The organism is Pseudomonas sp. SIMBA_067, from assembly GCF_046534675.1.
Lineage (GTDB): Bacteria > Pseudomonadota > Gammaproteobacteria > Pseudomonadales > Pseudomonadaceae > Aquipseudomonas > Aquipseudomonas putida.
In genome coordinates, this window is sequence record NZ_JAWRYH010000006.1 from 68,975 (window position 1) to 90,287 (window position 21,313).

A 21,313-nucleotide genomic window follows, 5' to 3' on the forward strand; every position below is an offset into this window, starting at 1 on the left:
CGCTCCCACAATGTGCGCTACAACTTGGCCCAATGACCCGCTACAATCTCGCCCCTTCCCCGTAGCCTCCAAGGATCGCCGATGACCGGCCTTGAACTCATCGCCGCCGTCCTCGGCGTTACCGCTGTCTGGCTAACGGTCAAGCAGAACGCCTGGTGCTGGCCGATCGGCCTGGTCATGGTGCTGATCTATGGCTGGCTGTTCTACGAGGTAAAGCTGTATTCGGGCATGTTGCTGCAACTGGCCTACGCCATCCTGCAACTGTACGGCTGGTGGCAATGGAAGCGCCCCGGTCATGAGGAAGACGCCCGCCAGGTTTCCCGCCTGCAACGCCCGGCACTGCTCAGCGGCCTGGTCGCCGGGCTGCTGCTGAGCGCGGCGCTGGGCGCGGCCATGGCCAACTGGACCGATGCCGCCCTGCCCTGGCTGGACGCCACCCTCACCGGCTTCAGCCTGGTAGCGCAACTGTGGATGGCCCAGAAGCGCCTGCAATGCTGGCCGCTGTGGGTAGTGGTAGACATCGTCTATGTAGGCCAGTACCTGCACCAGCAGCTGTATTTCACCGCAGGTTTCTTCGCCGTGCTTACCCTGATTGCCGTGCGCGGCTGGCTGGAATGGCGCCGTGACCCGGCGCTGGTGCAGCCATGAGCGCAGAACAGGCCATGAAGGTACTGGTGCTGTGCGGCCCCGAATCCAGCGGCAAGAGCTGGCTCAGTGGCGTGATTCAGGCGCATTTCGGCGGCGTGGTGGTAGCCGAGTACGTGCGGCACTTTATCGACCAGGAGTGCCGCGATACCTGCTACGCGGATATCCCCACCATCGCCCGGGGCCAACTGGCCTGGGAGGACCGGGCCCGCGAGCAGGCCCCACCGCTGCTCATCCTCGACACCCACCTGCTCAGCAACATGCTCTGGAGCTACGCCTTGTTCGATGACTGTCCGCCCTGGCTGGAACAGGCATTGCTTGCAAGACGTTACGACCTCCACCTGCTGCTCAGCCCGCAAGGTGTGGACTGGGTTGCCGACGGCCAGCGCAGCCAGCCCGATCTCAATGATCGCCAACGCTTTTTCGACGACAGCCTGGCCTGGCTGAAGCGGTATGATCAGGCACACCAGATACTTGAGGGCAATTGGCCGCAGCGCCAATTGCGGGCACTGCAGGCGGTTGCTATGCTGCTTAATATCGATGCGCCATCATGCCCTACCGAGTGTTAAGCCACTGAGACAGACCAGTGGGGCAAAGCCCCCGAAAACGCGGGGGTTTCCCCCGCATCGGGGACAGTGTCAAGCCATTGAAACACCCCTGCAAAAACCCTTCCAGTCAAAGCCACTGCTGGCTTGCACAGCAATACCCACGGCTACCTGTATCAACCCTGAGACAGAATACGCCGCAGATTCTCATCCATTTGCCTTAACCCGTTGATCTGAAAACGATTATCAAAAGCGGCACACCTTCTGCTCTGTTGTTCGCATCGCTGAACAGGGCCAGCGCTCAAAGAAGGAGTTGCCGTCGTGAGGAAAAGTGACAAACGCCTCTATCACCTCGTACTGGTGGGTTGTGTATTGGGGTCACTGAGCCTGGCGGCCCAGGCGGACAACGGGATCATCATCATCAAGCGTGACGTGCAGGTGCGCAACGCGACGATCCCCCCCCTGATCCCTGACCCGAGCCCGACCACGGTCAACGCCAACCCTTCTGCCTACGTGCTCAAACAGACCAACGAGCTGAGCGATGGCGACTTTGCCAGCATCAGCAGCGGCGCGGGCATCAGCAACATGATCACCCAGCAGACCAACAACCTGGGCGGCAACCTCGGCAATCAGAACCAGCTGCCCAACCTGGCGGGTGGCCGGGGCACCGGTTCGGGCAACGGCATCTCGAATATGGTCAACTCAAGTGTTCAGCGCGGGCTCGCTCCGTTGCAGATCCTGACTGGCGGGGGCAAGTGAGATGAAGCACATGCTGCTGATTCTGGCCACCCTTTGCAGTGCGCCAGCCCTCGCCGATTCACTCGTTCCCGTCATCAATAACGCCAACATCGACAGCTCCGGCAGCCGCTACCAGGGCAACCTCTCTGTCAACCAGGCGGCTGGCGACAAACAGCAACAGGTCAATGCGCGCGCCATCGCCGTGGGGCCTGAAGCGAACGCCAGCACGCAGGTCCGGCAACGGCTGAACACGCCTGCCGACCCCACAATGGATGCCCGCTCGACCATTCAGGGCAGCGCCTTCAGCAACGGCAGTGGCGCACTGGGGGTCAACCAGAGCGCCGGTGCCAATACCCAGCAAGCCAACGCCTTGAGCATCACCCTCAGTGCTCAACCGCAAAGCATCGACGACAGCGTCCTCCTGCAACAGAACGTGGCGCTGATCAACAACTCCGGAGCAACTGACATTCCAGCCGGCTATCGCCAGGTCACCACCAGTGACCAGGCATTCACCGGTAGCCGTGGGGTGATTCAGTTGAACCAGAGTGCCGGGGTGGGAAACCGCATGGCCAACACCTTGAGCATCCGGGTCGCGGATTGACCCAATCAGTTAAGAACAACACTTAACCTAATAAAGTACGGAGAATCACCATGAAACCCTCGATGGCAATCAAGCCTCTGGTGTTCGCAATTGCTGCGGTCATGGCTGTTGCTGTACAAGCTGGGCAAAACGATCGGCGTAATGACCACCATAACGGCCACCATAACAATGGTCAGCACACGCCTCCACCCACCAAGATCCCTGTGTATGCAACGGCCAATGCCTGGGATACCCAAACCAGCACCGATAACCACATCACCAATCAGGGCACCATCAACGAAGCCGAAATGAACCAGTCGGGTGAAGGTTCGAGCGGCAACGTCGGCATCAACGTGGCGGCCGGTAACGGCAACCAGCAGGATAACGCAGCTGCCATCGCCAACGCCGGCTCCGAGTCGAGCCTGGACAACAGCTTCGTGTTCGGCATGGCCAATGCCACTGCCGATGTCGTTCAAACCAGCTCAGACAACCGTGTCGACAACTATTCGACCCAATCGTCGGCTGTGATGAGCGGCTCGGCCAGCGGGGCTGAGGGCAATATCGGCATCAACGTCGCCGGTGGGGACCTCAACCAACAAAAAAACACCATGGCGATCGCCAACACCGGTGCTCCGCTGGGTAATGCCACTGCCACCGCGTCCGCCGAGCAGGATGGCCCAGGCCTGACGGTGAACAACTCCGCCGACCGTACCTATCGGGTGGATACGATTACCATCACCACCTCGGCAAGCGGTTCGAGCTCGCGTGATGGCACGTTCAACTCCACCGATGACCGCAACTCGTCGTCGAGCTTCAGCGTGGCCGGCGCGCAAAGCGCCAGCTCCAGCGGCTCCAGTGGCTGGAATTCCAGCGGTTCGAAAACCAGCAACGCCAGCGGGTCCAACAGTTCGAGCGCAAGCGGCTCGAACAGCTGGGGTGCCAGCGGCTCGGCCAGCGGCAGCAACAGCTCGTCGAGCAGCGCCAACCTGAACGCATCGCTGGATGCAGCCGCCAACGCTACGCGTACGCTCACCACCGATGATGGCCGTCGCGAGCGCACCCGCTCCAGCACCTTCGACGGTTCGCTGAGTGCATCGCTGGATGTATCGGTCGACAAGTCGCACGAAAGTGCATACGACTCGTCGTTCGAAAAAGCATTCGACTCCAACTACGACAAGTCGCGTGAATCGTCGTACGACAAGTCCAAAGAGTCTTCGTACACCAAGTCTCACGACTCTTCGTACGAGAATGCTTCGGCGTCTGATTTCTCGAAGTCTGGCGAGAAATCAAAACAATCCTCGAACGACGTTTCGAAGAGCTACAGCGAAAGCAGCGCTTACGACTTGAGCAATACCGTGTCCTTCCAAGTGCTGACCCCGACCGGCTGGGCCAACCCTGTGACCAATACTGCAACCCTTAGCGGTTCGGTAAATGGTGGCAGCGGCAACCTGGGCGTGAACGTGGCGGCCGGTGTGGGCAACCAGCAGAGCAACTCGCTGGCCATCTCCAACACCTCGTTCTAAACGCTGCGCTTGAGGCCCCCTCCGGGGGGCCTTTCTTCAACACACCGGAAGGCAACCGATCATGCGTATTTTCGCCTTGGCGTTTTTGCTGTGCCTGGCCAGCGTGAGCGAAGCTGCACAAATGCCGCTGTCCGTACTGCCGGGCGGCGCCGTGGTGTTCAAACCCCTCCAGAGCCTGCGCGAACGCAAATTTGCCGACCTGGTGCAACAGAAAACCGACTTCAGCTGCGGCGCCGCCGCGCTGGCCACCATCCTGCGCCAAGCCTACTGGCTGGATGTGGACGAACATCAGATCATCGAAGGCATGCTGGCCCACGCCGACCAAGACCTGGTGCGCACGCAGGGCTTCTCGATGCTCGACATGAAACGCTACGTCGAAAGCCTGGGCATGCGTGCCCGCGGGTATCGCGTAGCACCCGACACCCTGCACAGCGTGCGTATCCCGGTCGTGGTGCTGATGGACGTGCGCGGCTACAAGCACTTCGTGGTCATGCAGAAGGTCGACAAAGGCTGGGTGTACATCGGTGACCCGGTACTGGGCCACAAACGCTACAAAGTCGAAGACTTCCTCAAGGGCTGGAACGGCATCATTTTCGCCGTGATCGGCCAGGGTTACGACAAGAACAACATCCTGCTCGACCCGCCCCTGCCGCTGACCGCCAAGGGCCGGGTGGACACCTTCACCCCCGTGAAGGACAACGAGCTGCTGGACTTCGGCTTCATCAAAAGCGACTTCTTCTAACGACTGTTCTAATGACAAGGAGCATGATGCTCCAGGGAGCATTTCATGAAGACTTCTTTGTGGCTGGCCATGGCCTGCCTGGCTGCCAGCCTGCCATGCCACGCCGAGGCGTTGAAACCCATTGAGCTGAAGGACCAGGAGCTGGCGAATCTGCGTGGCCGCTACGTGATGCCGGGACGCATCGTCAGCTTCGGCATCGTCATGAGCAGCACCTGGCAAAACGCCAAGGGCGACGTGATTGGGGCGACGTCCACGCTGCAGGTTCAGCAGTCGACCATCAAGCCCCAGTTCTATGTATCGATGATTGATGAAAAAGGTACAGGTACGGCGCCGGGCAGTGCGCCTTCTGCCGGGACTGGCGTGGTGACGGGCGGCAATGGCCTTGCTACTACCGAGGGTGTGACCCAGGTGGTACGTGCGGCCGGTGACAACAACGCGGCCTACAACAACGTCGATATCAACGTCACCAAGGCCAACCAGGCCCCCGCCGTGCAACAGCAAGGCCAGGTGCTGGCCGCCGGCCAGACCCTGGTCGGGGAAAACGGCGCAGGCGCGCTCAGTGTGTCTTCCAGCGGTGTAGGTGTGCAGCTCAATATCAATGCCAGCAACAACCAGGGCAGCAGCGTGCAACGCCTGGCCCAGGGGGGCCTGATGCAGAACTCGACATTGCTCGGCAACGGCAACCGGGTCAGCAACATGACATCCTTGAATGTCGTCATTCGTGAGAACGTGCCGACAGCGGCTTCGCTCAACGGCAGCCTTGACCAGCTCAAAGGTCTTCGCACCTTCGGATACTGATCTACGCTCAGTCTCATCAAAAGTAGTTGGAAGGGACGGCAACTCCATGTACCGATCTTTTACGCTCAGAGCTTTTGTGTGTTTGACTACCTTGGCACCCACAGCACTCTACGCAGCCGCCGATCCACAGGTCGAAGCGCTGAAACAGGAACTGATCGAACTCAAACGCCGTTACGAGGCCCAGCAACAGGCGCTGATGGTACTTGAACAGCGCGTGCGTCAGGTCGAGGAGGCCCCCGCAGCAGCGCCGCCCAAACGCCTGGTCAAGTCCCCCGCCGAGGGGGTCAAAGGTGCGCAGACCGTCGCCTCAGGCGCGCCAGGCACCACAGGCAGCTCTTACGGCCAGGCGCTCACCGCCGATTCCGAGCCGGCGCAAAGCGTTTCCAACCTGTATGACGAAGCCAGCGGATTCTTTGGCGGCGGCAAGTTCAGCTTCGAAACGGGTGTCACCTATACCCATTACGATACCCGTGCCCTGACGCTCAATGGCTTCCTGGCACTGGATTCGATCTTCCTCGGCAGTATCAACCTTGACCGGATCAAGGCCGACAACTGGACCCTGGACATGACCGCGCGCTACAACCTGGCGCAGCGCTGGCAGTTCGACATCAACGTGCCCGTGGTGTACCGCGAATCAACGTATTCGTCCGGCGGTGCGGGAGGCGCCGGGGCGACCAACTCCGATGCGACCGTCACCCGCGACCCGGAAATCGGCGACATCAACGTGGGCGTGGCCTACAAGTTCCTGGACGAGGACGAGACCTGGCCTGACGCGGTTGCCACCCTGCGGGTCAAGGCGCCGACCGGCAAGGACCCATACGGCATCAAGCTGCGCGAGGTCGACGGCAACAGCAACCTGGCAGTCCCGGACAGCCTGCCGACCGGCAACGGCGTGTGGTCGATCACACCGGGCATCTCGCTGGTCAAGACCTTCGACCCGGCCGTGCTGTTCGGCAGCCTGTCGTACACCTACAACATGCAGGACTCGTTCAGCGATATCAGCCCACAGGTCAACAGCAAGGTGCCGGGTGACGTGAAGCTTGGCGACTCCTGGCAGATTGGCGGCGGTATTGCCTTTGCCCTGAACGAAAAGATGAGCATGTCGTTCTCGGTGTCTGACCAGTTCGCCCGCAAGAGCAAGATCAAACCCGATGGCGGCGACTGGCAATCGATCTCCAACAGTGATTACAACGCGGCCAACTTCAACGTCGGCTTGACCTTCGCAGCCACCGACAACCTGACCATCGTGCCCAACCTGTCCATTGGTCTGACCGATGATGCGCCAGACTTTTCCTTCAGCCTGAAATTCCCCTACTACTTCTGACACTTGCCCTCTGCCGGGCCCGCTAGCGCGGGCCCGGCTTTTGGTTACCAGCCTTGTAGCAAACCGCTTTCCCTTCCCCGGCCTGTTATCATCCAGCACAGATGCATGACGATTTAATGGCAAAAGGGAAGTTTTTGTGAAGAACCTGTCAGACCACCCACGTACCCGGCTTGCCGCGTTGGCAACCCTGGTACTGGTGATCCCACTGGGTACGCGCGCCATGCTGGGCTGGTCCAACCCGCTCGGTTACCTGTCCGACCTCGCTCTTGGCAGCCTGCTGATAGTGCTGTTGCACCGTCGGCCATGGTGGCTGGCCCTGCCTGTGCTGCTGGCCTGGGCAGCCCTGTGGGTGGCTTCAGCCGAGTTGGTAAGCGCTGTGGGCCGGTTACCCACCAGCGCCGACCTGACCTACCTGGTCGACCCGCAGTTCATGGAGAATTCAACCGGTGGCGGCCTGGCCCATGCCTGGCTGCCCTTGACCATGGGTGCCGGCCTGCTGGCGTGGCTGGCCACCGCCTGGCGCAGCCGCAGCCAGCGCAGCATGCCGCTGCCACGTACGGCCTGGGCCATTCCGGTACTGCTGTTTGGTGCCCATTGGGGTGGCCAGCAGCTGGCACCTACCGACGCCGACCAGTGGCGCCAATACAACCTCACCCACCAGCTGATGTCGGCCGGGGTCGGCAGCCTGGAGCGCACGGTCGAAGGCTGGATGGGCCATACGCAAACGTTCACACCGCTGGCCAGCAGTGGCCTGACCCAGTCCGACCTGCACGGGCAGCGGCTGCTGGCCGGGCCAGGCAGCGCTCGCAACCTGCTGGTCATTACCGTGGAGGGCATCCCCGGTGCCTACCTGCGGCCCAACCGCCAGGCCCTGCACAGCCGCTTTGACGAAGATCTGATGCCCAAGGTCAGTCAATGGGCCGAGCGGGGAATGAATACCCCGGATTATGTGCTGCATACCCACCAGACCATCCGCGGCCTGTACGCGATGCTGTGTGGTGATTACGACAAGCTGGCCAATGGCACGCCAAAGGGCGTAGAGCTGCTGACGCAGAACGAACGCAACCAGGCCTGCCTGCCAGCGCAACTGCGCCAGGCCGGCTTCACCACCCACTACCTGCAAGGTGCCGGCCTGCGCTTCATGGCCAAGGACCGCATCATGCCGCATATCGGCTTCGACTCGGTACATGGCCTGGAGTGGTTCCGCAACAAGAACTACCTGGATTTCCCCTGGGGCAAGGATGACCGCGCCTTCTTCGAAGGTGCCCTGGACTACGTCGGCCAGCTACAGAAACAAGACAAGCCGTGGATGCTGACCCTGCTCACCGTGGGTACCCACCAGCCGTACTCCGCGCCAGCCGAATACCTGGAGCGCTATGACACGCCAAAACAGGCAGCGGTCGCCTACCTGGATGACGCGCTCGGGGCCTTCCTCGACAACCTCGAACGCCAGGGCGTACTCAAGGACACTCTGGTGGTGGTGACCTCCGACGAGTCCCATGGTATCGACGGCGTGCGCCTGGCCTCATCCTGGGGCTTCAACCTCACCCTGGCGCCGGAGCAGGCGCAGCTGCCGCGTATCAAACGCGGCACCTATGGCCATATCGACCTGGCCACCTCCGTGCTCGACTACTTTGCGCTGCCCATTCCCATGGCGCTTGGCGGCCGCTCGCTGTACCGCGACTACAACACCGGCCGCGAGATGATTTCCTACACCAACGGCATGCTGCGTTACCACAATGGCCAAGGCGTGTTCACAGAGTGTGACTTCCAGCAACGCTGCCGACGGTACGCCAGCGAAGGCTTCATTGCCGATCAGGCCCGCTACCTGGGCCCGGGCGACAGCCTGCTCGGCCAGCAGATCGGCGCCCTGGCCGGGGTGCTCGACCAGTCACTGCTGCAAACCCCGCTCAACCTGCGCTACCAGTTCGGCGGCCCTTCGCCGATCAAGTTGCGCAAGCGCATTCACGATGACTGGGCCGACAACCTGATCGGCGCCCAGTACCTGGAAATGCCGGAAGGCTCGCATACCCGCGTGCGGGTCAAGGTTCGCTCGCTGGACCCCAAGCGTGTGGCCTACATCCAGCTCAAGGCCAAGCAACTGGAGCAGGACGTACCGTTGGGCTTGCCTGCTGAAGTGAAGGTCACCGCCGACGAGCCGCTGGAAATGGAGTTCAGCTTTGACAACCCGACCGAGCGCAAAGCGTTTTCCTTCCACTTGCTGGGCTACGGCGGCGGCAAGGTGGAGGTCAGTGACTTCAGCGTGATCACCGCGCTGCCCGGCGAGGAAGACGCAGCGGATGAACTGACCGAGGGGCATATCGCCCATTCGGGCTGAGCGCCTTACCGCTCATCAGCCGGTCACCGGTGCCTGTCGATTCGACCTTGGCGTGCTCGACTAGTGTGTGAATCCCCCAGCGTGGAGACAGCACCATGAGCACAAGCGAAAGCAGGCACCCGGTGGTTTCACGTAGCCAGTGGCTGGCGGCCCGCCAGCAACTGTGGCTGCACGAAAAAGCCTTTACCCACCACCGCGATGCGCTGGCAGCAGCCCGCCGCGCCCTGCCCTGGGTCAAGGTCGAGCACGACTATCAGTTTCAGGGGCCGGACGGCGGGCTGAGCCTGGCCGACCTGTTTGCGGGGCGCAGCCAGTTGTTGCTTTACCATTTCATGTTCGTCGAGGGCTGGAGCGAGGGCTGCCCCGGCTGCTCGTTCCTGGCCGACCATTTTGACGGTGCCAACCTGCACCTGGCTCACCACGACGTGTCGCTGGTGGCGGTATCGCGGGCACCGTACGCCGAGTTCCAGGCGTTCCGCCGGCGCATGGGCTGGCAGTTCCCCTGGTACTCGTCACACGGCAGCGGGTTCAACGAAGACTTTGGCGTCAGTGTCGGCAGCGCGGGTGAGCGGCAGTACAACTATGAGCCGTATGAGGGCAGTGAAAGCGAATTGCCCGGTTTGAGTGCGTTCTACCGCGAAGCGGATGGCAGCGTGTACCACACCTACTCGACCTATGCCCGCGGGCTGGACATTCTGGTCAATACCTACAACTTCCTCGACATTGCGCCACTGGGGCGCAACGAAAGCGGAACCATGGACTGGGTGCGGCACCATGACCGCTATGAAGGGCAGCCAGACAAGCCACCCTGCTGCCACAGATGATCGAGGCAAGGCACGGTCGTTGTAGGAGCGGCCTTGCGCCGCGAAAGGGCCGCAAAGCGGCCCCGGCAGTCTGTGTTGAATTTGCGATCTTGGGGCTGCTCTGCAGCCCTTTCGCGGCGCAAGGCCGCTCCTACACAGACCGCGCATGGCCAGCTCTTTAGCCGCGCACACCCAGCATCCCGCGCTCGACAATGAAATCAATCACTGCCTGCAACCCCTCACCCTTCTTCAGGTTGCTGAAGGTCCACGGCCGCTGCGGGCGCATGCGCTGGGTGTCGCGCTCCATCACTTCCAACGAAGCCCCTACATAGGGCGCCAGGTCGGTCTTGTTGATGACCAGGAAGTCCGACTTGGTAATGCCAGGGCCGCCCTTGCGCGGTATCTTCTCGCCTTCGGCCACGTCGATCACGTAGATGGTCAGGTCGGCAAGCTCCGGGCTGAACGTGGCGCTGAGGTTGTCACCGCCGCTTTCGACGAAGATCACCTCCAGGTTGCCAAACTTACGCGCCAGCGCCTCGACGGCAGCCAGGTTCATCGAGGCGTCTTCGCGGATCGCCGTGTGCGGGCAACCGCCGGTTTCCACGCCCACAATGCGCTCGGGCTCCAGGGCGCCGGCCTCGGTGAGGATGCGCTGGTCTTCCTTGGTGTAGATGTCGTTGGTAACCACGGCGATCTGATAGTGGTCGCGCATGGCCTTGCACAGCGCTTCCAGCAGTGCAGTCTTGCCAGAGCCGACCGGGCCGCCGACCCCGACGCGCAGGGGTTGTTGATAGCTTTGCATGAAGGCAGTCCTCAGGAACGGAACAAACGGGTGTATTGGGTTTCGTGACGTGATGACGCAATGGCCAGCAATGGCAGGCCGCCACCGATCTGGTCGTCGCCCAGGGCCAATGCCTGGTCGAGGGCCGCAGGCAAGCCGGTGCTCAGGTCGCGCAGCAAGGTCTGGGCAGCCTGCTGGCCGAAAGGCACCAGCTTGACCCCGGCCATGACCGCGCCCTCCAACCAGGCAAAGGCATAGCCAAGGGCCAGCTGGCGCAGCGGAATTGCCCAGTGCACTGCCAACCAGGCCATACCGCCCAGTTGAGTCAGTTCAAGGCTGGCGCGCCAGGCCGGGGCCTGGCCCAGTTGCCAGCCATCAAGCAGCCGCGCAAACGCCGCGCCACGTTGTTGCTCTTCAAGGCGCAGCTCGGTGGTCTCGCGGTTGGCCAGCAGGAAGCGGCTCCAGTGGGCGAACGTCTGGGCATTTTCGGTCTGGCAAGCGTGGTACAGGCGCGCCAGCAGCGGCCAGTCGAGGCAGGCCAGGGTGTCGTCGACCTGCTCGCGCTGCCAGGCAGCGAAACCGTCCACGCCTTTTACCCAGCCCGCCTCCACTGCCCACTCCAGGCCCTGCGAGTAGGTGAAGCCCCCTACCGGCAGGCCGGGGCTGGCCAGCTGCAGCAGTCGCAGCAATGCCATGTCGCTGTCCATCAACCGGCCAGCACCAGCGCGGCGCTGGCTAGCAAGCCGCCGCCAAAGGCCTTCTGCAGGCCACTGTGACGGCGCAACAGGCAACCGACCGCAAAGCCCGCTGCCAGCAGCAGGCCGCTGACCGCGACAAAGCCGGCGCTGAATTGCCAGAACGCACTTGGCGTGGCTTCTACGCCATGGGCCCAGCCATGGAACAGAGCGAACACCGGCATGGCCATGGCCAGCAGCAACTGACGGCTCGGCAGCAATACCGCCCCGCCAGCCACCAGCAGCGACAGGGCGATCAAGGTTTCCATGCCCAGCACGTCGCCAAACAGGTGGCCACACACTGCCCCGCCAAACATCGCCGCCAGGGTTGCCAGGGGCAGTGTCAGGCTGCGTCCGGTCAATGCAGCGAGTACCCCGGTGCCCAGCAGCATCAGCAGGTGATCAAGGCCGGTCAGCGGGTGCAACAGGCCGTCCTGCAGCGGGTTGCTGTCATGGCCAGGGTGGGCGAAGGCTGGGAGGGCCAGCATCAGCAGAAACAGGGCGAACGTCTTTTTCATAGGTTGCTCCGAGGCAGTTCAGGAATGGGCAGGCAGGCGCACGAACGGGTGATCGTGGCCGTGGGCATGGCTGTGGCCGTGCGGTGCGCTCTGGTACGCCCCCGCTTCAGGCTCGAATGGTGCCTGTTCCGCTTCTACCGTCAGGCCCAGGCCACGCAGCATGTCGTCCAGCACATGGTCATGCTGGAAGCGCAACAGGCCAGGCTCGATCTGCAGCGGCACGTGGCGGTTACCCAGGTGATAGGCCGCGCGGGCCAGCAGGTGCGGATCGGCGCAGCGCACCGTCGACACGGCCTCGGGCGCCGCCAGTACGCGAATCAGCTGGCTGCCTTCGGCATCGGCAAGCAGTTCACCGCCACGCAACAGGTGGCCGCGCTCGAGCATAAGCCCGGCTTCGCGCCCATCGTCCAGGGTTACCCGCAGGCGGCTCTTGATGCGGCTGTCCACGTCCAGGGTGACGGTGCCGCTTACAGCAAGCGTGCCGGTGTCGGTGATACGGCGGTTCAAGACAATCATTGGTGCTCCTTTAAAACAGGAAGTAACGCTGGGCCAGCGGCAGTTCGCTGGCAGGCTCGCATACCAGCAATTCGCCATCGGCGCGCACCTGGTAGGTCTGCGCATCAACCTCGATCAGCGGTTGCAGGGTGTTGTGGACCATGTCCGGCTTGCGCACCCGGCGGCAGCCGTTGACCACGCCAATCAAGCTGCGCAGGTTCAGCTCTTCGGCCAGGCCACGGTCCATTGCCGCCTGGGGCAGGAAGGTCATGCGCGTGGCATGTCGCGCGGCACCGAGGGCGCCGAACATCGGCCGGTAGTGCACCGGCTGCGGCGTGGGGATGGACCCGTTGATGTCGCCCATGGGCGCGGTGACGATCATGCCGCCTTTGATCACCAGGGCCGGCTTGACCGCGAAGAACGCTGGCGACCACAGCACCAGGTCGGCCAGCTTGCCCGCCTCTATCGAGCCCACTTCGTGGCCGATGCCGTGGGTCAGCGCCGGGTTGATGGTGTATTTGGCGATGTAGCGCTTGACCCGGAAGTTATCGCTGTAAGCCGTGTCTGGCGCCAAAGGCCCACGGCGCAGCTTCATCTGGTGGGCAACCTGCCAGGTGCGCAGCACCACTTCGCCAACCCGGCCCATGGCCTGGGAATCAGACGAGGTCATGGCAAAGGCGCCCATGTCGTGCAGTATGTCCTCGGCAGCAATGGTTTCGCGGCGGATGCGCGATTCGGCAAAGGCCACGTCCTCGGCGATGCTCGGGTCCAGGTGGTGGCAGACCATGAGCATGTCCAGGTGCTCGTCCACGGTGTTTACCGTGTACGGCAGGGTCGGGTTGGTCGAGGATGGCAGCACGTTGGCCTGCCCGGCAGCGCGGATGATGTCCGGCGCGTGACCACCACCGGCACCTTCGGTGTGGAAGGTATGGATGGTGCGGTCGCCGATGGCCGCCAGGGTGTCTTCGATACAACCGGACTCGTTGAGGGTGTCGGTATGGATCGCTACCTGGATGTCCATTTCCTCGGCCACGCCCAGGCAGCAGTCGATAGCCGCCGGGGTCGAGCCCCAGTCCTCATGCAGCTTCAGGCCCACCGCACCGGCCGCTATTTGCTCACGCAGCGCGTCTGGCCGCGAGGCATTGCCCTTGCCCAGCAGACCGATGTTGATCGGCAGGCTGTCAGCGGCTTGCAGCATGCGCGCCAGGTACCAGGGGCCGGGCGTGCAGGTGGTGGCATTGGTGCCGGTTGCCGGCCCGGTGCCGCCGCCGATAAAGGTAGTGACTCCGCTGTTCAGGGCCTCATCCACCTGCTGCGGGCAGATGAAGTGGATATGCGAGTCGACACCGCCGGCGGTGACGATCTTGCCCTCGGCCGCGATCACTTCGGTGCCGGGGCCCACCGGTACGTTGACGCCAGGCTGCACATCCGGGTTGCCGGCCTTGCCGATCACTGCGATTCGCCCGTGCTTGATGCCGATATCGGCCTTGACGATACCCCAGTGGTCGATGATCAGGGCGTTGGTCAGCACCAGGTCCATGGCCTGGGCGGCCAGCATCTGGCCCTGCCCCATGCCGTCGCGGATGACCTTGCCACCGCCAAACTTCACCTCTTCGCCGTAGATGGTGTAGTCCTTCTCCACCTCTACCCACAACGCTGTGTCGGCCAGCCGCACACGGTCGCCCACGGTGGGCCCGAACATGTCGGCATAGGCCTGACGGGAAATGCGGCTCATACCCTGCCCTCCAGCGGGCCCATCACCTTGCCCTGGAAGCCATAGACTTCACGCTTGCCGGCGTAGGCCACCAGGTGCACGGTGCGCGCCTGACCCGGCTCGAAACGCACGGCGGTGCCGGCCGGGATATCCAGGCGAAAACCCAGAGTTGGCGCACGGTCGAACACCAGCGCGTCGTTGACTTCGTAGAAGTGGTAGTGCGAGCCGACCTGCACCGGCCGGTCGCCGTGGTTGGCCACACTGACACTGACCGTTTCGCGGCCACTGTTCAGCTCGATATCGCCAGCGGCGACCTGGATTTCACCTGGGATCATGCGGGGCTCCTGGGCTGTTTCAGACGATGGGGTCATGCACGGTCACAAGCTTGGTGCCATCCGGGAAGGTCGCTTCGACCTGCACGTCGTGGAGCATTTCGGCGATGCCGGGCATCACTTGCTCGCGGGTCAGCACTTCGCGCCCCTGGCTCATCAGTTCGGCAACGGTGCGGCCATCGCGGGCGCCTTCCAGCACGGCAGCACTGATCAGCGCCACGGCCTCCGGGTAATTGAGCTTCAGGCCACGGGCCAGGCGCCGTTCCGCCAGCAATGCGGCGGTGAACAGCAGCAGTTTGTCTTTCTCTCTCGGGGTCAGCTCCATGGCGCTCTCTCAGGTAGCCCAGATACGCGGTGGGCAGGCTGGCAGGCCGAGGACGGCCGGGCGCAGCACATGCCACAGGCGTTGCAGGGTGCGTTGCAGGTGTTGGTTGTCATGGTCAAGCACACGGATAACCAGCAACGACCCCAGCAGGGTCGCGCCGGCCGGGTTGGCCAGTTCGTCGAGCAGTGGACGTACCTGCTCAAGCACCGCCTGGTCGGCCGGTGCCGCACAGAACGTAGCAAGCAGTGGGTGGCCGCCAAGCTTGTCGAGGCGCCCGCCTTCGATACGCAGGCGTTCATGCAGGCCGACTTCGTCGGGTAATTCGATGTGCAAACGACTGTCCAGAGCGCCCTGCTCGAAACGCTCGTTCATCACAGGGCGCCCCAGGCACAGGGTTTCCCAGGCCAGCAGGCGCGCCCCGGGCTCGAGGGTAAAACGGCTGTGCAGGCTGGCGCGGGCGCCGGAAAAGAAGATGCTGTCTTGCGGCAGCCATTCCAGGGTGCTGCCGGCGGCCAGCTGAAAACGTTGGGTCAGCCGCGCGGTGGGGCCGATGCTGCGGTAGAACTTGCTGGCACCGGGCATGGTCAGCAGCGCATGGCTGCCGGGATCCAGATGGATATCCAGGTCAAGACGGTCGCCGGCGACGATGCCACCCGGCGGGTGCAATACATAGACGTGGCACGGTGCACCTTCCGGGTAGAAAGGCCGCTGCACCAAAAGAGGTCCGAAATGCCTACGCGCACCAAGGCGGGTCACATCGTCGCGCCTGACAAAGCGCAACTGCAGGTGGGCGCTCCAGCCTGCATCGTCCTCTAGTTGTTCGATCTGCTCCGCGAGCGACATCCTGCGGCCCCTGAAATCCGTGGCCTGCTGGCCGTTTAGAGGGTCCGGCGCGGGCACCAGCTAGCACGCGCGGCCTGACCACTCGATCAAATTCGCAGGCTGGATATAGCAGGTTGCGGGCCAACTCCGCAGGTGAAGGCAAATGAAACTTTCGCCTCGGCCGCTCTGGCATCGGGCATACGAGGGGATGGCGCACAAAGCAGGGGCGTGGGTTGGCCCTGTTTCGGTGCCGGCAGAAGTGCAAAAAGGGCCGCAACGCGGCCCCAAAACATCAAACCTCAGTAATCGAAACGGTCAACCGCACGCCTACGTTCGTTGTCGTCACGCCGGTCATAGATCGCTGTGGTCTGGATGTTGACATGGTGCGCCAGCTTCTGCGCGATGGACAGGTCGTGCTCTTCGATCACCCGGGTAATGAACGCCCGGCGGAAGTCATGCGGCATGATTTTCACCCCCACTTGCGCACCGCGCTGGCGGGCAATGTAGTAAATCGCATGCTTGGTGATACGCGCCCGGGTAATGTGGCTACCGCGGCGGATGCGGTTGAACAGGAACAAGTCGTCTTCTGCCCCTGCCGGCAAGTCCTGACGGCGCAAGTCAAGCCACGCCTGCAGCTTCTCGAACGCCCATGGCGGAGCGTACTTGATCAGTTGGTGGTTGCCCTTGCCCACCACCTGCAGGCTGCGTGCCTCGAAATCGACCTGGGCCAGGTCGATGTCCACCGACTCCGACTTGCGCATGCCGGTGCCGTACAGCAAGGCGATGATCGCCGCGTCGCGTACCCCCTGCGGCCGCGGGTCGGATGCACACACATCCATCAGTTCGCGAATCAGGCTGCGGCGCAGGTTGCGCCCTGGCGGCAGGCGGCTGCCAGTGGCCGGTTTGACCTCGCGAATGCGCAACAGCTTCTCATGGTCGATCAGGCCCTGGCGCCAGGCCTCGTTCATCACCCCGCGAATGGCGTTGACGTACAGCGACGAGCTGTTGGGCGCGTAACCGTCGGCACGCAGGGCCGACACCAAGGCGATCACGTGGCCGGGCTCTAGCCGATGCCAGGGCACGTCGACGACATTGCAGTCGACAAAGCCCAGCCGGTCGGCGGCGTCCTGAAGGATGTAGCGCATGGTTTGCTGGCTGGATGGGGCCAGACGGGCCATGTACTGCAGCAGCGGATTTTTCGAGAGATCGGACAAAACGTGAATCCTGTAGCGAAGCGGCCGCCGGCAGCGAACCGGCAAACGCTCAAGCGAGTCAAAACGACCTGCAAACAAGTCCCAATGACCGGCAAGCGCGCATGCCATCAGGACCCTGAACGGTGCCATCACCTTGATATTCAAGGGCTTTGCACTGGCACGGTTCGCAATCTTACCCCAATTGAAGCCTATCGAACGAACCGAGGATCGCCCATGCCAAGTGCAACCCATCGTTTCGCTGGGTCATTATCTGTCTTCCTGTTCTAGCCCAGACAGACGGCATGCCCGGCTGACGCGGTCATTTGTGGGAGCGCGAGACAGGGATTGCTAGAGGATGGCTGCCGGCCACCATGTCGGAAACATCTGCTGCACGCGGGGTTCGGCAAAGCGTTCGTCTATCAATACCAGCACGCCCCGATCCTGGTCACCACGGATAACCCGGCCCGCCGCCTGGATCACCTTGCGCACTCCAGGGTACAGGTAGGCGTAATCGAAGCCCGCCCCAAACTGCTGCCCCAGCCGCTGTTTGAACTGTTCGTTGACCGGGTTGACCTGCGGTAAACCCAAGGTGGCGACAAAGGCGCCGATCAACCGGGTACCTGGTAAATCCACGCCTTCGCCGAACGCACCGCCCAATACGGCGAAGCCCACGCCTTTGCCATCGGCGACAAAGCGGTCAAGAAACCCTTGGCGGGCCGCCTCGTCCATCCCCGGTTCCTGGGCCCACAGGGGAATCTGCCCATGCCGCTCGGCCAGCAGACCGGCCACTTGCTGCAAGTATTCGAAGCTGCTGAAGAACGCCAGGTAGTTGCCCGGCATGCGCTCGTACTGTTGGGCAATCAGCTCGACGATCGGCGCCAGGGAGGCGTGGCGCTGCTGGTAACGGGTGGACACCTGGCTAGCAATCCGCACCTCCAGCTGCTCTGCGCGAAACGGCGCAGCCACTTCCAGCCACGCGGTATCGGCCGGCATGCCCAGCAAGTCGCTGTAGAAATGCCGCGGGCTCAACGTGGCGGAAAACAGTGTCACGCTGCGCGCCGCCTGCATGCGCGGGGCCAACAGGCGTGCCGGGGTGACATTGCGCAGGCACAGGGTAGCCAGCCGACGCTTGCGCGGGGCCTGACGCTGGCTGATGTCGAACAGAAAGTGCTCATCGAACAACTCGGCAACCCGGCTGAACTGCAAGGCCTGGAAGAAGAACTGCAACACCTGCGGGTCCATTTGCGCAGGCGTCTGGTTGATCTGCTCCTGAATCAGCCCGATGCATTGCTGCAGGGCGCGCAGCAGGCCGTCTGGCAGCGACTCGCTGGCTTGATAAGGCGCGCGCTGTTCTTTATAGAGGGCGTTCCACTGCCGGTTAAGGCGGTCCAGCGCACTGACCAGCCCAGGCGGTTTGCTCTGACGCAGGGCCAGCAGCTGCCCTTGGTCAAGGGTGGCGCTGTACATGCTGCGCCCACGCTCGACAAGATTATGCGCTTCGTCCACCAGTACTGCCACGCGCCACTGGTTGAGCTGAGTGAGGCCGAACAGCAAGGCATGCGCATCGAAGTAGTAGTTGTAGTCAGCGACCAGCACGTCGACCCAGCGCGCCATCTCCTGCCCCAGGTAATACGGGCAAACCTGATGCGCCAAGGCCACTTCGCGCAGGTTGGCACGGTCAAGCAAAGGCAGTGCTGCCGCAGCCTCACGCGCTGCCGGCAAACGGTCGTAGAAGCCTGCGGCCAGTGGGCAGGATTCACCATGACAGGCCTTGTCCGGGTACTCACAGGCCTTGTCGCGGGCGATCAACTCCAGGGTGCGCAAGGCAGGTTGAGGCGTGGCATCGGTGATCTGGCTCATGGCATCGAGGGCCAGCGCCCGGCCCGGGGTCTTGGCAGTGAGGAAGAACAGCTTGTCCAGCTGCTGCGGCACCATGGCTTTGAGCAGCGGGAACAAGGTACCGAGGGTCTTGCCAATGCCGGTGCTGGCCTGGGCCATCAGGCAACGCCCGGTACTTACCGCCTTGTACAAGGTCTCGGCCAGCTGCCGTTGGCCCTGGCGGAACTGTGGATAGGGGAAACCCAGCGCCTGAAGCCCTTGGTCACGCTCGGCCAGACGCCGTTGCTGGAATTGGGCCCAGCCCAGAAAGCGCTGGCACTGGGTTTCGAAGAAGGCCCGCAATTCAGCAGCCGTGTAGTGCTCACTGAACAGCGTCTGGTCATCGCTGTCCACGTCCAGGTACACCAGCGCCACCTCGATGGCTGGCAATTGCCGTGCCTGGCACATCAACCAGCCATAGACCTTGGCCTGGGCCCAGTGCAACTGGCGGTGATTGGCCGGCTGACGCGCCAGATCGCCACGGTGCGTCTTGATCTCTTCCAGGCGATTGCTGCCAGGATCATAACCATCGGCGCGGCCTCGCACCTTGAGGGTTTCGAACTGGCCTTCAAGGGTGATTTCCGACTCGTAGCCCGCAGCACGCCGTGCCACTACCCGCTGGTGCCCTTCGATGCCCTCCTGGGCGGTGGGCGACGGCGTAAAGCGCAGGTCCAGGTCACCGACCTTGGCGCTGAACTCGCACAAGGCACGCACCGCCACGCTGTAGCTCAAGGCGTTTCGCTCCAGCGCACATGGCACACCGCAACGGGCAGGCCGTGTTGCCTGCAGAACTCCAGCCAGCGCAGCTGGTTGTCCTGCAAACGGTCACCGGGCCCCTTGACCTCGACCATGCGGTAACGGCCCTGCTCGGGCCAGAACTGGATCAGGTCGGGCATGCCGGCGCGGTTGCTGCGAATGTCCTGCAACAAGCGCAGGAAGCACTGTTTCAGCTGGGCAGCCGGCAAGCAAGCCAAGGCCTGTTCCAGCAGTTCCTCGCTGAGCATGGACCAGAACACGAACGGCGACTGCAGGCCTTGCTTGCCCTTGTAGCACTCGAGAATCGCCTGACGATGGCTGCCATCGTCGAGCCGCCCCAGGCAAAGATCGAATAGCGCACTGCGCCGCTGCTGGAAGTCACTGTCGTGCAGGTCCTGTGGCGCGGCCTGGAACGGGTTGAAGAATGCGCCAGGCACAGGGGCGAAGATGGCCTCCCAGCACAACAGGCCAAACAGGCTGTTGAAGAGGGTGTTCTCCACGTAATGCGCCTGCCCCCCCTCTTGCGCCAGGTGTTGACGCACAGCTTCCTCCACACCCAACGCAGCGTACTCGCGGGGCAGCTCGAGCTCGATCAGCTCCAGCGGTGTGGCACGCTGGCGTCGCTGTGGCGGGCCGCCGAGCTTGCGCGCGAGGCGTGGCAGCATCCGTTCCAGTGCCTGCACTTCCAGCGCGTTAGCCGGTGCCGCCGCGAGCTGTAGTGCCAGCGCATGGGCCTGGGGCCACTGCTCAGTGCGCTCAAGCACCCGCACCTGGCGAATGCGTGCCTGGGCATGGCTGCACTGGCCGTACACTGCCATGGCCTGGTCCCACTCCCCCAGGCGCTCGCATTGCTGGCCCAGGGCGAACTGCAGGCGCGCATGGCGGCGGGCCAGCCACGGGTTGTCACTGTGCAGGCCCTGCAGGGTACCCAGAATCGACACGGGTTCGTCGCCCTGCTCCAGCCGCTCGGCGCACTGGTGCAAGGCCATGGCGAGGTCGACTTCGGCACGTTGCTGCAGGGCTCGCGAGCCCGTGCTGAATGGCACCTGCTCGTAACGCAGCACACCGAGGTCGGCGAGGACGAACTCTGACCAGTCCTGGTACAGGTTGCCGAAGAACAACAGGCGCATGCGGTCGCACAAAGGTTGCAGGCACCACTGGAGGATGCGCACCTCGCTGTCGGGAAACCATTCGGCCAGTGACCGGGCCACCAGCCCCAGCGGTTGCAGCTGTGCCAACAGCTCATGCTTGGTGGCACGCGGGCGGCTCAGTTGCAGGGCGAAGCAGCGGGCCAGTTCGTCTTTGCGCAGCAAGGCGAACAGCTGTTCCAGGCCCAGTTGCTCGGGTTCCCGCACCCAGCCGAGTTTCTGCAAAGGCTGCAGCGCCAGCGCCGTATCGCCGATTTCGGCGTAGTCGAGCCGGTCGCTGCGAAACAGCTCGCCTTTGCGCATGACCATGCGCACCATCAAGGCCTGAGTTGGCGCTTGCAGTTGATTGAAGGCACGGATGAAGGCCAGTTCCTGGTCATCGAGCAGGTCCTGGTAGCGCTGTTCGACCCACAGCACTACCTGGCGGAAGTTATGCAGGTAGTAGAACGGGTCGTCGACGGAATGGGCGATCACTGGCGGAGGTCAGGTTGCGGTAACAGGCACTGTTTATACATACAGATAACCATGCCTGACAAGAGCCGTGGGTCGCGTCACGATCAACGATCCGCTTGGGGCGCAAA

Annotated in this window: 21 protein-coding genes; 10 read left to right on the top strand and 11 right to left on the bottom strand. The window is 63.0% G+C overall.

The annotated features are described in order from the left end of the window. Window positions 1–81 precede the first annotated feature (81 nt). The 10 genes from pnuC to SB765_RS14870 all read left to right on the top strand — a co-directional run bounded on the left by pnuC (window position 82) and on the right by SB765_RS14870 (window position 10,057). Entirely contained in the window at window positions 82–648 is a 567-nt protein-coding gene (gene pnuC / locus SB765_RS14825; RefSeq protein WP_049273413.1) for a nicotinamide riboside transporter PnuC, read from the top strand. Then, window positions 645–1,214, top strand: coding sequence for an AAA family ATPase (locus SB765_RS14830; RefSeq protein WP_410931511.1), 570 nt, complete (start codon window positions 645–647; stop codon window positions 1,212–1,214). Before pnuC ends, SB765_RS14830 begins: the two co-directional genes overlap by 4 nt. A 297-nt stretch (window positions 1,215–1,511) precedes the next feature. Further along, window positions 1,512–1,949: a hypothetical protein gene (locus SB765_RS14835; protein ID WP_241800601.1), complete on the top strand. Its 438-nt coding sequence runs from the start codon at window positions 1,512–1,514 to the stop codon at window positions 1,947–1,949. A 1-nt stretch (window position 1,950) separates the two neighbouring features. Continuing rightward, complete coding sequence (locus SB765_RS14840) at window positions 1,951–2,529, top strand: adhesin (protein ID WP_410910612.1); 579 nt, start codon at window positions 1,951–1,953, stop codon at window positions 2,527–2,529. Window positions 2,530–2,579: 50 nt separating this feature from the next. Further along, window positions 2,580–4,031: a heme utilization protein gene (locus SB765_RS14845; RefSeq protein ID WP_341795775.1), complete on the top strand. Its 1,452-nt coding sequence runs from the start codon at window positions 2,580–2,582 to the stop codon at window positions 4,029–4,031. A gap of 61 nt (window positions 4,032–4,092) precedes the next feature. Then, window positions 4,093–4,773 carry a C39 family peptidase gene (locus SB765_RS14850; RefSeq protein WP_341795776.1) on the top strand — a complete coding sequence of 227 codons (681 nt, stop codon included), beginning with the start codon at window positions 4,093–4,095 and terminating at the stop codon, window positions 4,771–4,773. A 45-nt stretch (window positions 4,774–4,818) separates the two neighbouring features. Further along, complete coding sequence (locus SB765_RS14855; protein WP_410931512.1) at window positions 4,819–5,571, top strand: hypothetical protein; 753 nt, start codon at window positions 4,819–4,821, stop codon at window positions 5,569–5,571. Between the two features lie 46 nt (window positions 5,572–5,617). Further along, entirely contained in the window at window positions 5,618–6,895 is a 1,278-nt protein-coding gene (locus SB765_RS14860) for a hypothetical protein (RefSeq protein WP_410931513.1), read from the top strand. 136 nt (window positions 6,896–7,031) lie between these two features. Next, window positions 7,032–9,233: an LTA synthase family protein gene (locus SB765_RS14865; protein ID WP_341795778.1), complete on the top strand. Its 2,202-nt coding sequence runs from the start codon at window positions 7,032–7,034 to the stop codon at window positions 9,231–9,233. Between the two features lie 95 nt (window positions 9,234–9,328). Then, window positions 9,329–10,057: a DUF899 domain-containing protein gene (locus SB765_RS14870; protein WP_410910609.1), complete on the top strand. Its 729-nt coding sequence runs from the start codon at window positions 9,329–9,331 to the stop codon at window positions 10,055–10,057. A 157-nt stretch (window positions 10,058–10,214) separates the two neighbouring features. Here the strand turns inward: SB765_RS14870 and ureG are convergent, their stop codons facing one another. The 11 genes from ureG to SB765_RS14925 form a co-directional block, all read right to left on the bottom strand. Continuing rightward, a complete protein-coding gene (gene ureG / locus SB765_RS14875) occupies window positions 10,215–10,838 on the bottom strand; it encodes an urease accessory protein UreG (protein WP_010953755.1) in 624 nt (207 codons plus the stop codon). An 11-nt stretch (window positions 10,839–10,849) separates the two neighbouring features. After that, the gene (locus SB765_RS14880) at window positions 10,850–11,524 is read right to left on the bottom strand and encodes an urease accessory protein UreF (protein WP_410910608.1); all 675 of its coding nucleotides are present in this window, start codon (window positions 11,522–11,524) and stop codon (window positions 10,850–10,852) included. Beyond that, window positions 11,524–12,069, bottom strand: coding sequence for a HupE/UreJ family protein (locus tag SB765_RS14885; protein ID WP_063423951.1), 546 nt, complete (start codon window positions 12,067–12,069; stop codon window positions 11,524–11,526). Before SB765_RS14885 ends, SB765_RS14880 begins: the two co-directional genes overlap by 1 nt. A gap of 18 nt (window positions 12,070–12,087) precedes the next feature. Beyond that, the gene (gene ureE, locus SB765_RS14890; RefSeq protein WP_063423950.1) at window positions 12,088–12,585 is read right to left on the bottom strand and encodes an urease accessory protein UreE; all 498 of its coding nucleotides are present in this window, start codon (window positions 12,583–12,585) and stop codon (window positions 12,088–12,090) included. 10 nt (window positions 12,586–12,595) lie between these two features. After that, window positions 12,596–14,299, bottom strand: a complete 1,704-nt coding sequence (gene ureC / locus SB765_RS14895; RefSeq protein ID WP_197864260.1) for an urease subunit alpha — start codon at window positions 14,297–14,299, stop codon at window positions 12,596–12,598. Continuing rightward, on the bottom strand, window positions 14,296–14,613 hold the full coding sequence (locus tag SB765_RS14900) for an urease subunit beta (protein ID WP_016500038.1): 318 nt from the start codon (window positions 14,611–14,613) through the stop codon (window positions 14,296–14,298). The genes ureC and SB765_RS14900 overlap by 4 nt, the downstream gene beginning before the upstream one ends. A 19-nt stretch (window positions 14,614–14,632) precedes the next feature. Beyond that, on the bottom strand, window positions 14,633–14,935 hold the full coding sequence (locus SB765_RS14905; RefSeq protein WP_016486440.1) for an urease subunit gamma: 303 nt from the start codon (window positions 14,933–14,935) through the stop codon (window positions 14,633–14,635). Between the two features lie 9 nt (window positions 14,936–14,944). Further along, entirely contained in the window at window positions 14,945–15,778 is an 834-nt protein-coding gene (locus SB765_RS14910; RefSeq protein ID WP_341795782.1) for an urease accessory protein UreD, read from the bottom strand. A 278-nt stretch (window positions 15,779–16,056) separates the two neighbouring features. Further along, window positions 16,057–16,971 carry a tyrosine recombinase XerC gene (gene xerC, locus SB765_RS14915; RefSeq protein ID WP_410931514.1) on the bottom strand — a complete coding sequence of 305 codons (915 nt, stop codon included), beginning with the start codon at window positions 16,969–16,971 and terminating at the stop codon, window positions 16,057–16,059. 327 nt (window positions 16,972–17,298) lie between these two features. Then, a complete protein-coding gene (locus SB765_RS14920) occupies window positions 17,299–19,560 on the bottom strand; it encodes an ATP-dependent DNA helicase (RefSeq protein ID WP_410931515.1) in 2,262 nt (753 codons plus the stop codon). After that, a complete protein-coding gene (locus SB765_RS14925) occupies window positions 19,557–21,206 on the bottom strand; it encodes a VRR-NUC domain-containing protein (RefSeq protein ID WP_410910606.1) in 1,650 nt (549 codons plus the stop codon). The genes SB765_RS14920 and SB765_RS14925 overlap by 4 nt, the downstream gene beginning before the upstream one ends. Window positions 21,207–21,313 lie beyond the last annotated feature (107 nt).

What these genes read in the sequence shown, in the direction of transcription:
- pnuC (WP_049273413.1), top strand. Translation starts at nt 82, where the DNA reads ATGACCGGCCTTGAACTCATCGCCGCCGTCCTCGGCGTTACCGCTGTC.
- SB765_RS14830 (WP_410931511.1), top strand. Translation starts at nt 645, where the DNA reads ATGAGCGCAGAACAGGCCATGAAGGTACTGGTGCTGTGCGGCCCCGAA.
- SB765_RS14840 (WP_410910612.1), top strand. Translation starts at nt 1,951, where the DNA reads ATGAAGCACATGCTGCTGATTCTGGCCACCCTTTGCAGTGCGCCAGCC.
- SB765_RS14845 (WP_341795775.1), top strand. Translation starts at nt 2,580, where the DNA reads ATGAAACCCTCGATGGCAATCAAGCCTCTGGTGTTCGCAATTGCTGCG.
- SB765_RS14850 (WP_341795776.1), top strand. Translation starts at nt 4,093, where the DNA reads ATGCGTATTTTCGCCTTGGCGTTTTTGCTGTGCCTGGCCAGCGTGAGC.
- SB765_RS14855 (WP_410931512.1), top strand. Translation starts at nt 4,819, where the DNA reads ATGAAGACTTCTTTGTGGCTGGCCATGGCCTGCCTGGCTGCCAGCCTG.
- SB765_RS14860 (WP_410931513.1), top strand. Translation starts at nt 5,618, where the DNA reads ATGTACCGATCTTTTACGCTCAGAGCTTTTGTGTGTTTGACTACCTTG.
- SB765_RS14870 (WP_410910609.1), top strand. Translation starts at nt 9,329, where the DNA reads ATGAGCACAAGCGAAAGCAGGCACCCGGTGGTTTCACGTAGCCAGTGG.
- ureG (WP_010953755.1), bottom strand. Translation starts at nt 10,838, where the DNA reads ATGCAAAGCTATCAACAACCCCTGCGCGTCGGGGTCGGCGGCCCGGTC.
- SB765_RS14880 (WP_410910608.1), bottom strand. Translation starts at nt 11,524, where the DNA reads ATGGACAGCGACATGGCATTGCTGCGACTGCTGCAGCTGGCCAGCCCC.
- SB765_RS14885 (WP_063423951.1), bottom strand. Translation starts at nt 12,069, where the DNA reads ATGAAAAAGACGTTCGCCCTGTTTCTGCTGATGCTGGCCCTCCCAGCC.
- ureE (WP_063423950.1), bottom strand. Translation starts at nt 12,585, where the DNA reads ATGATTGTCTTGAACCGCCGTATCACCGACACCGGCACGCTTGCTGTA.
- ureC (WP_197864260.1), bottom strand. Translation starts at nt 14,299, where the DNA reads ATGAGCCGCATTTCCCGTCAGGCCTATGCCGACATGTTCGGGCCCACC.
- SB765_RS14900 (WP_016500038.1), bottom strand. Translation starts at nt 14,613, where the DNA reads ATGATCCCAGGTGAAATCCAGGTCGCCGCTGGCGATATCGAGCTGAAC.
- SB765_RS14905 (WP_016486440.1), bottom strand. Translation starts at nt 14,935, where the DNA reads ATGGAGCTGACCCCGAGAGAGAAAGACAAACTGCTGCTGTTCACCGCC.
- SB765_RS14910 (WP_341795782.1), bottom strand. Translation starts at nt 15,778, where the DNA reads ATGTCGCTCGCGGAGCAGATCGAACAACTAGAGGACGATGCAGGCTGG.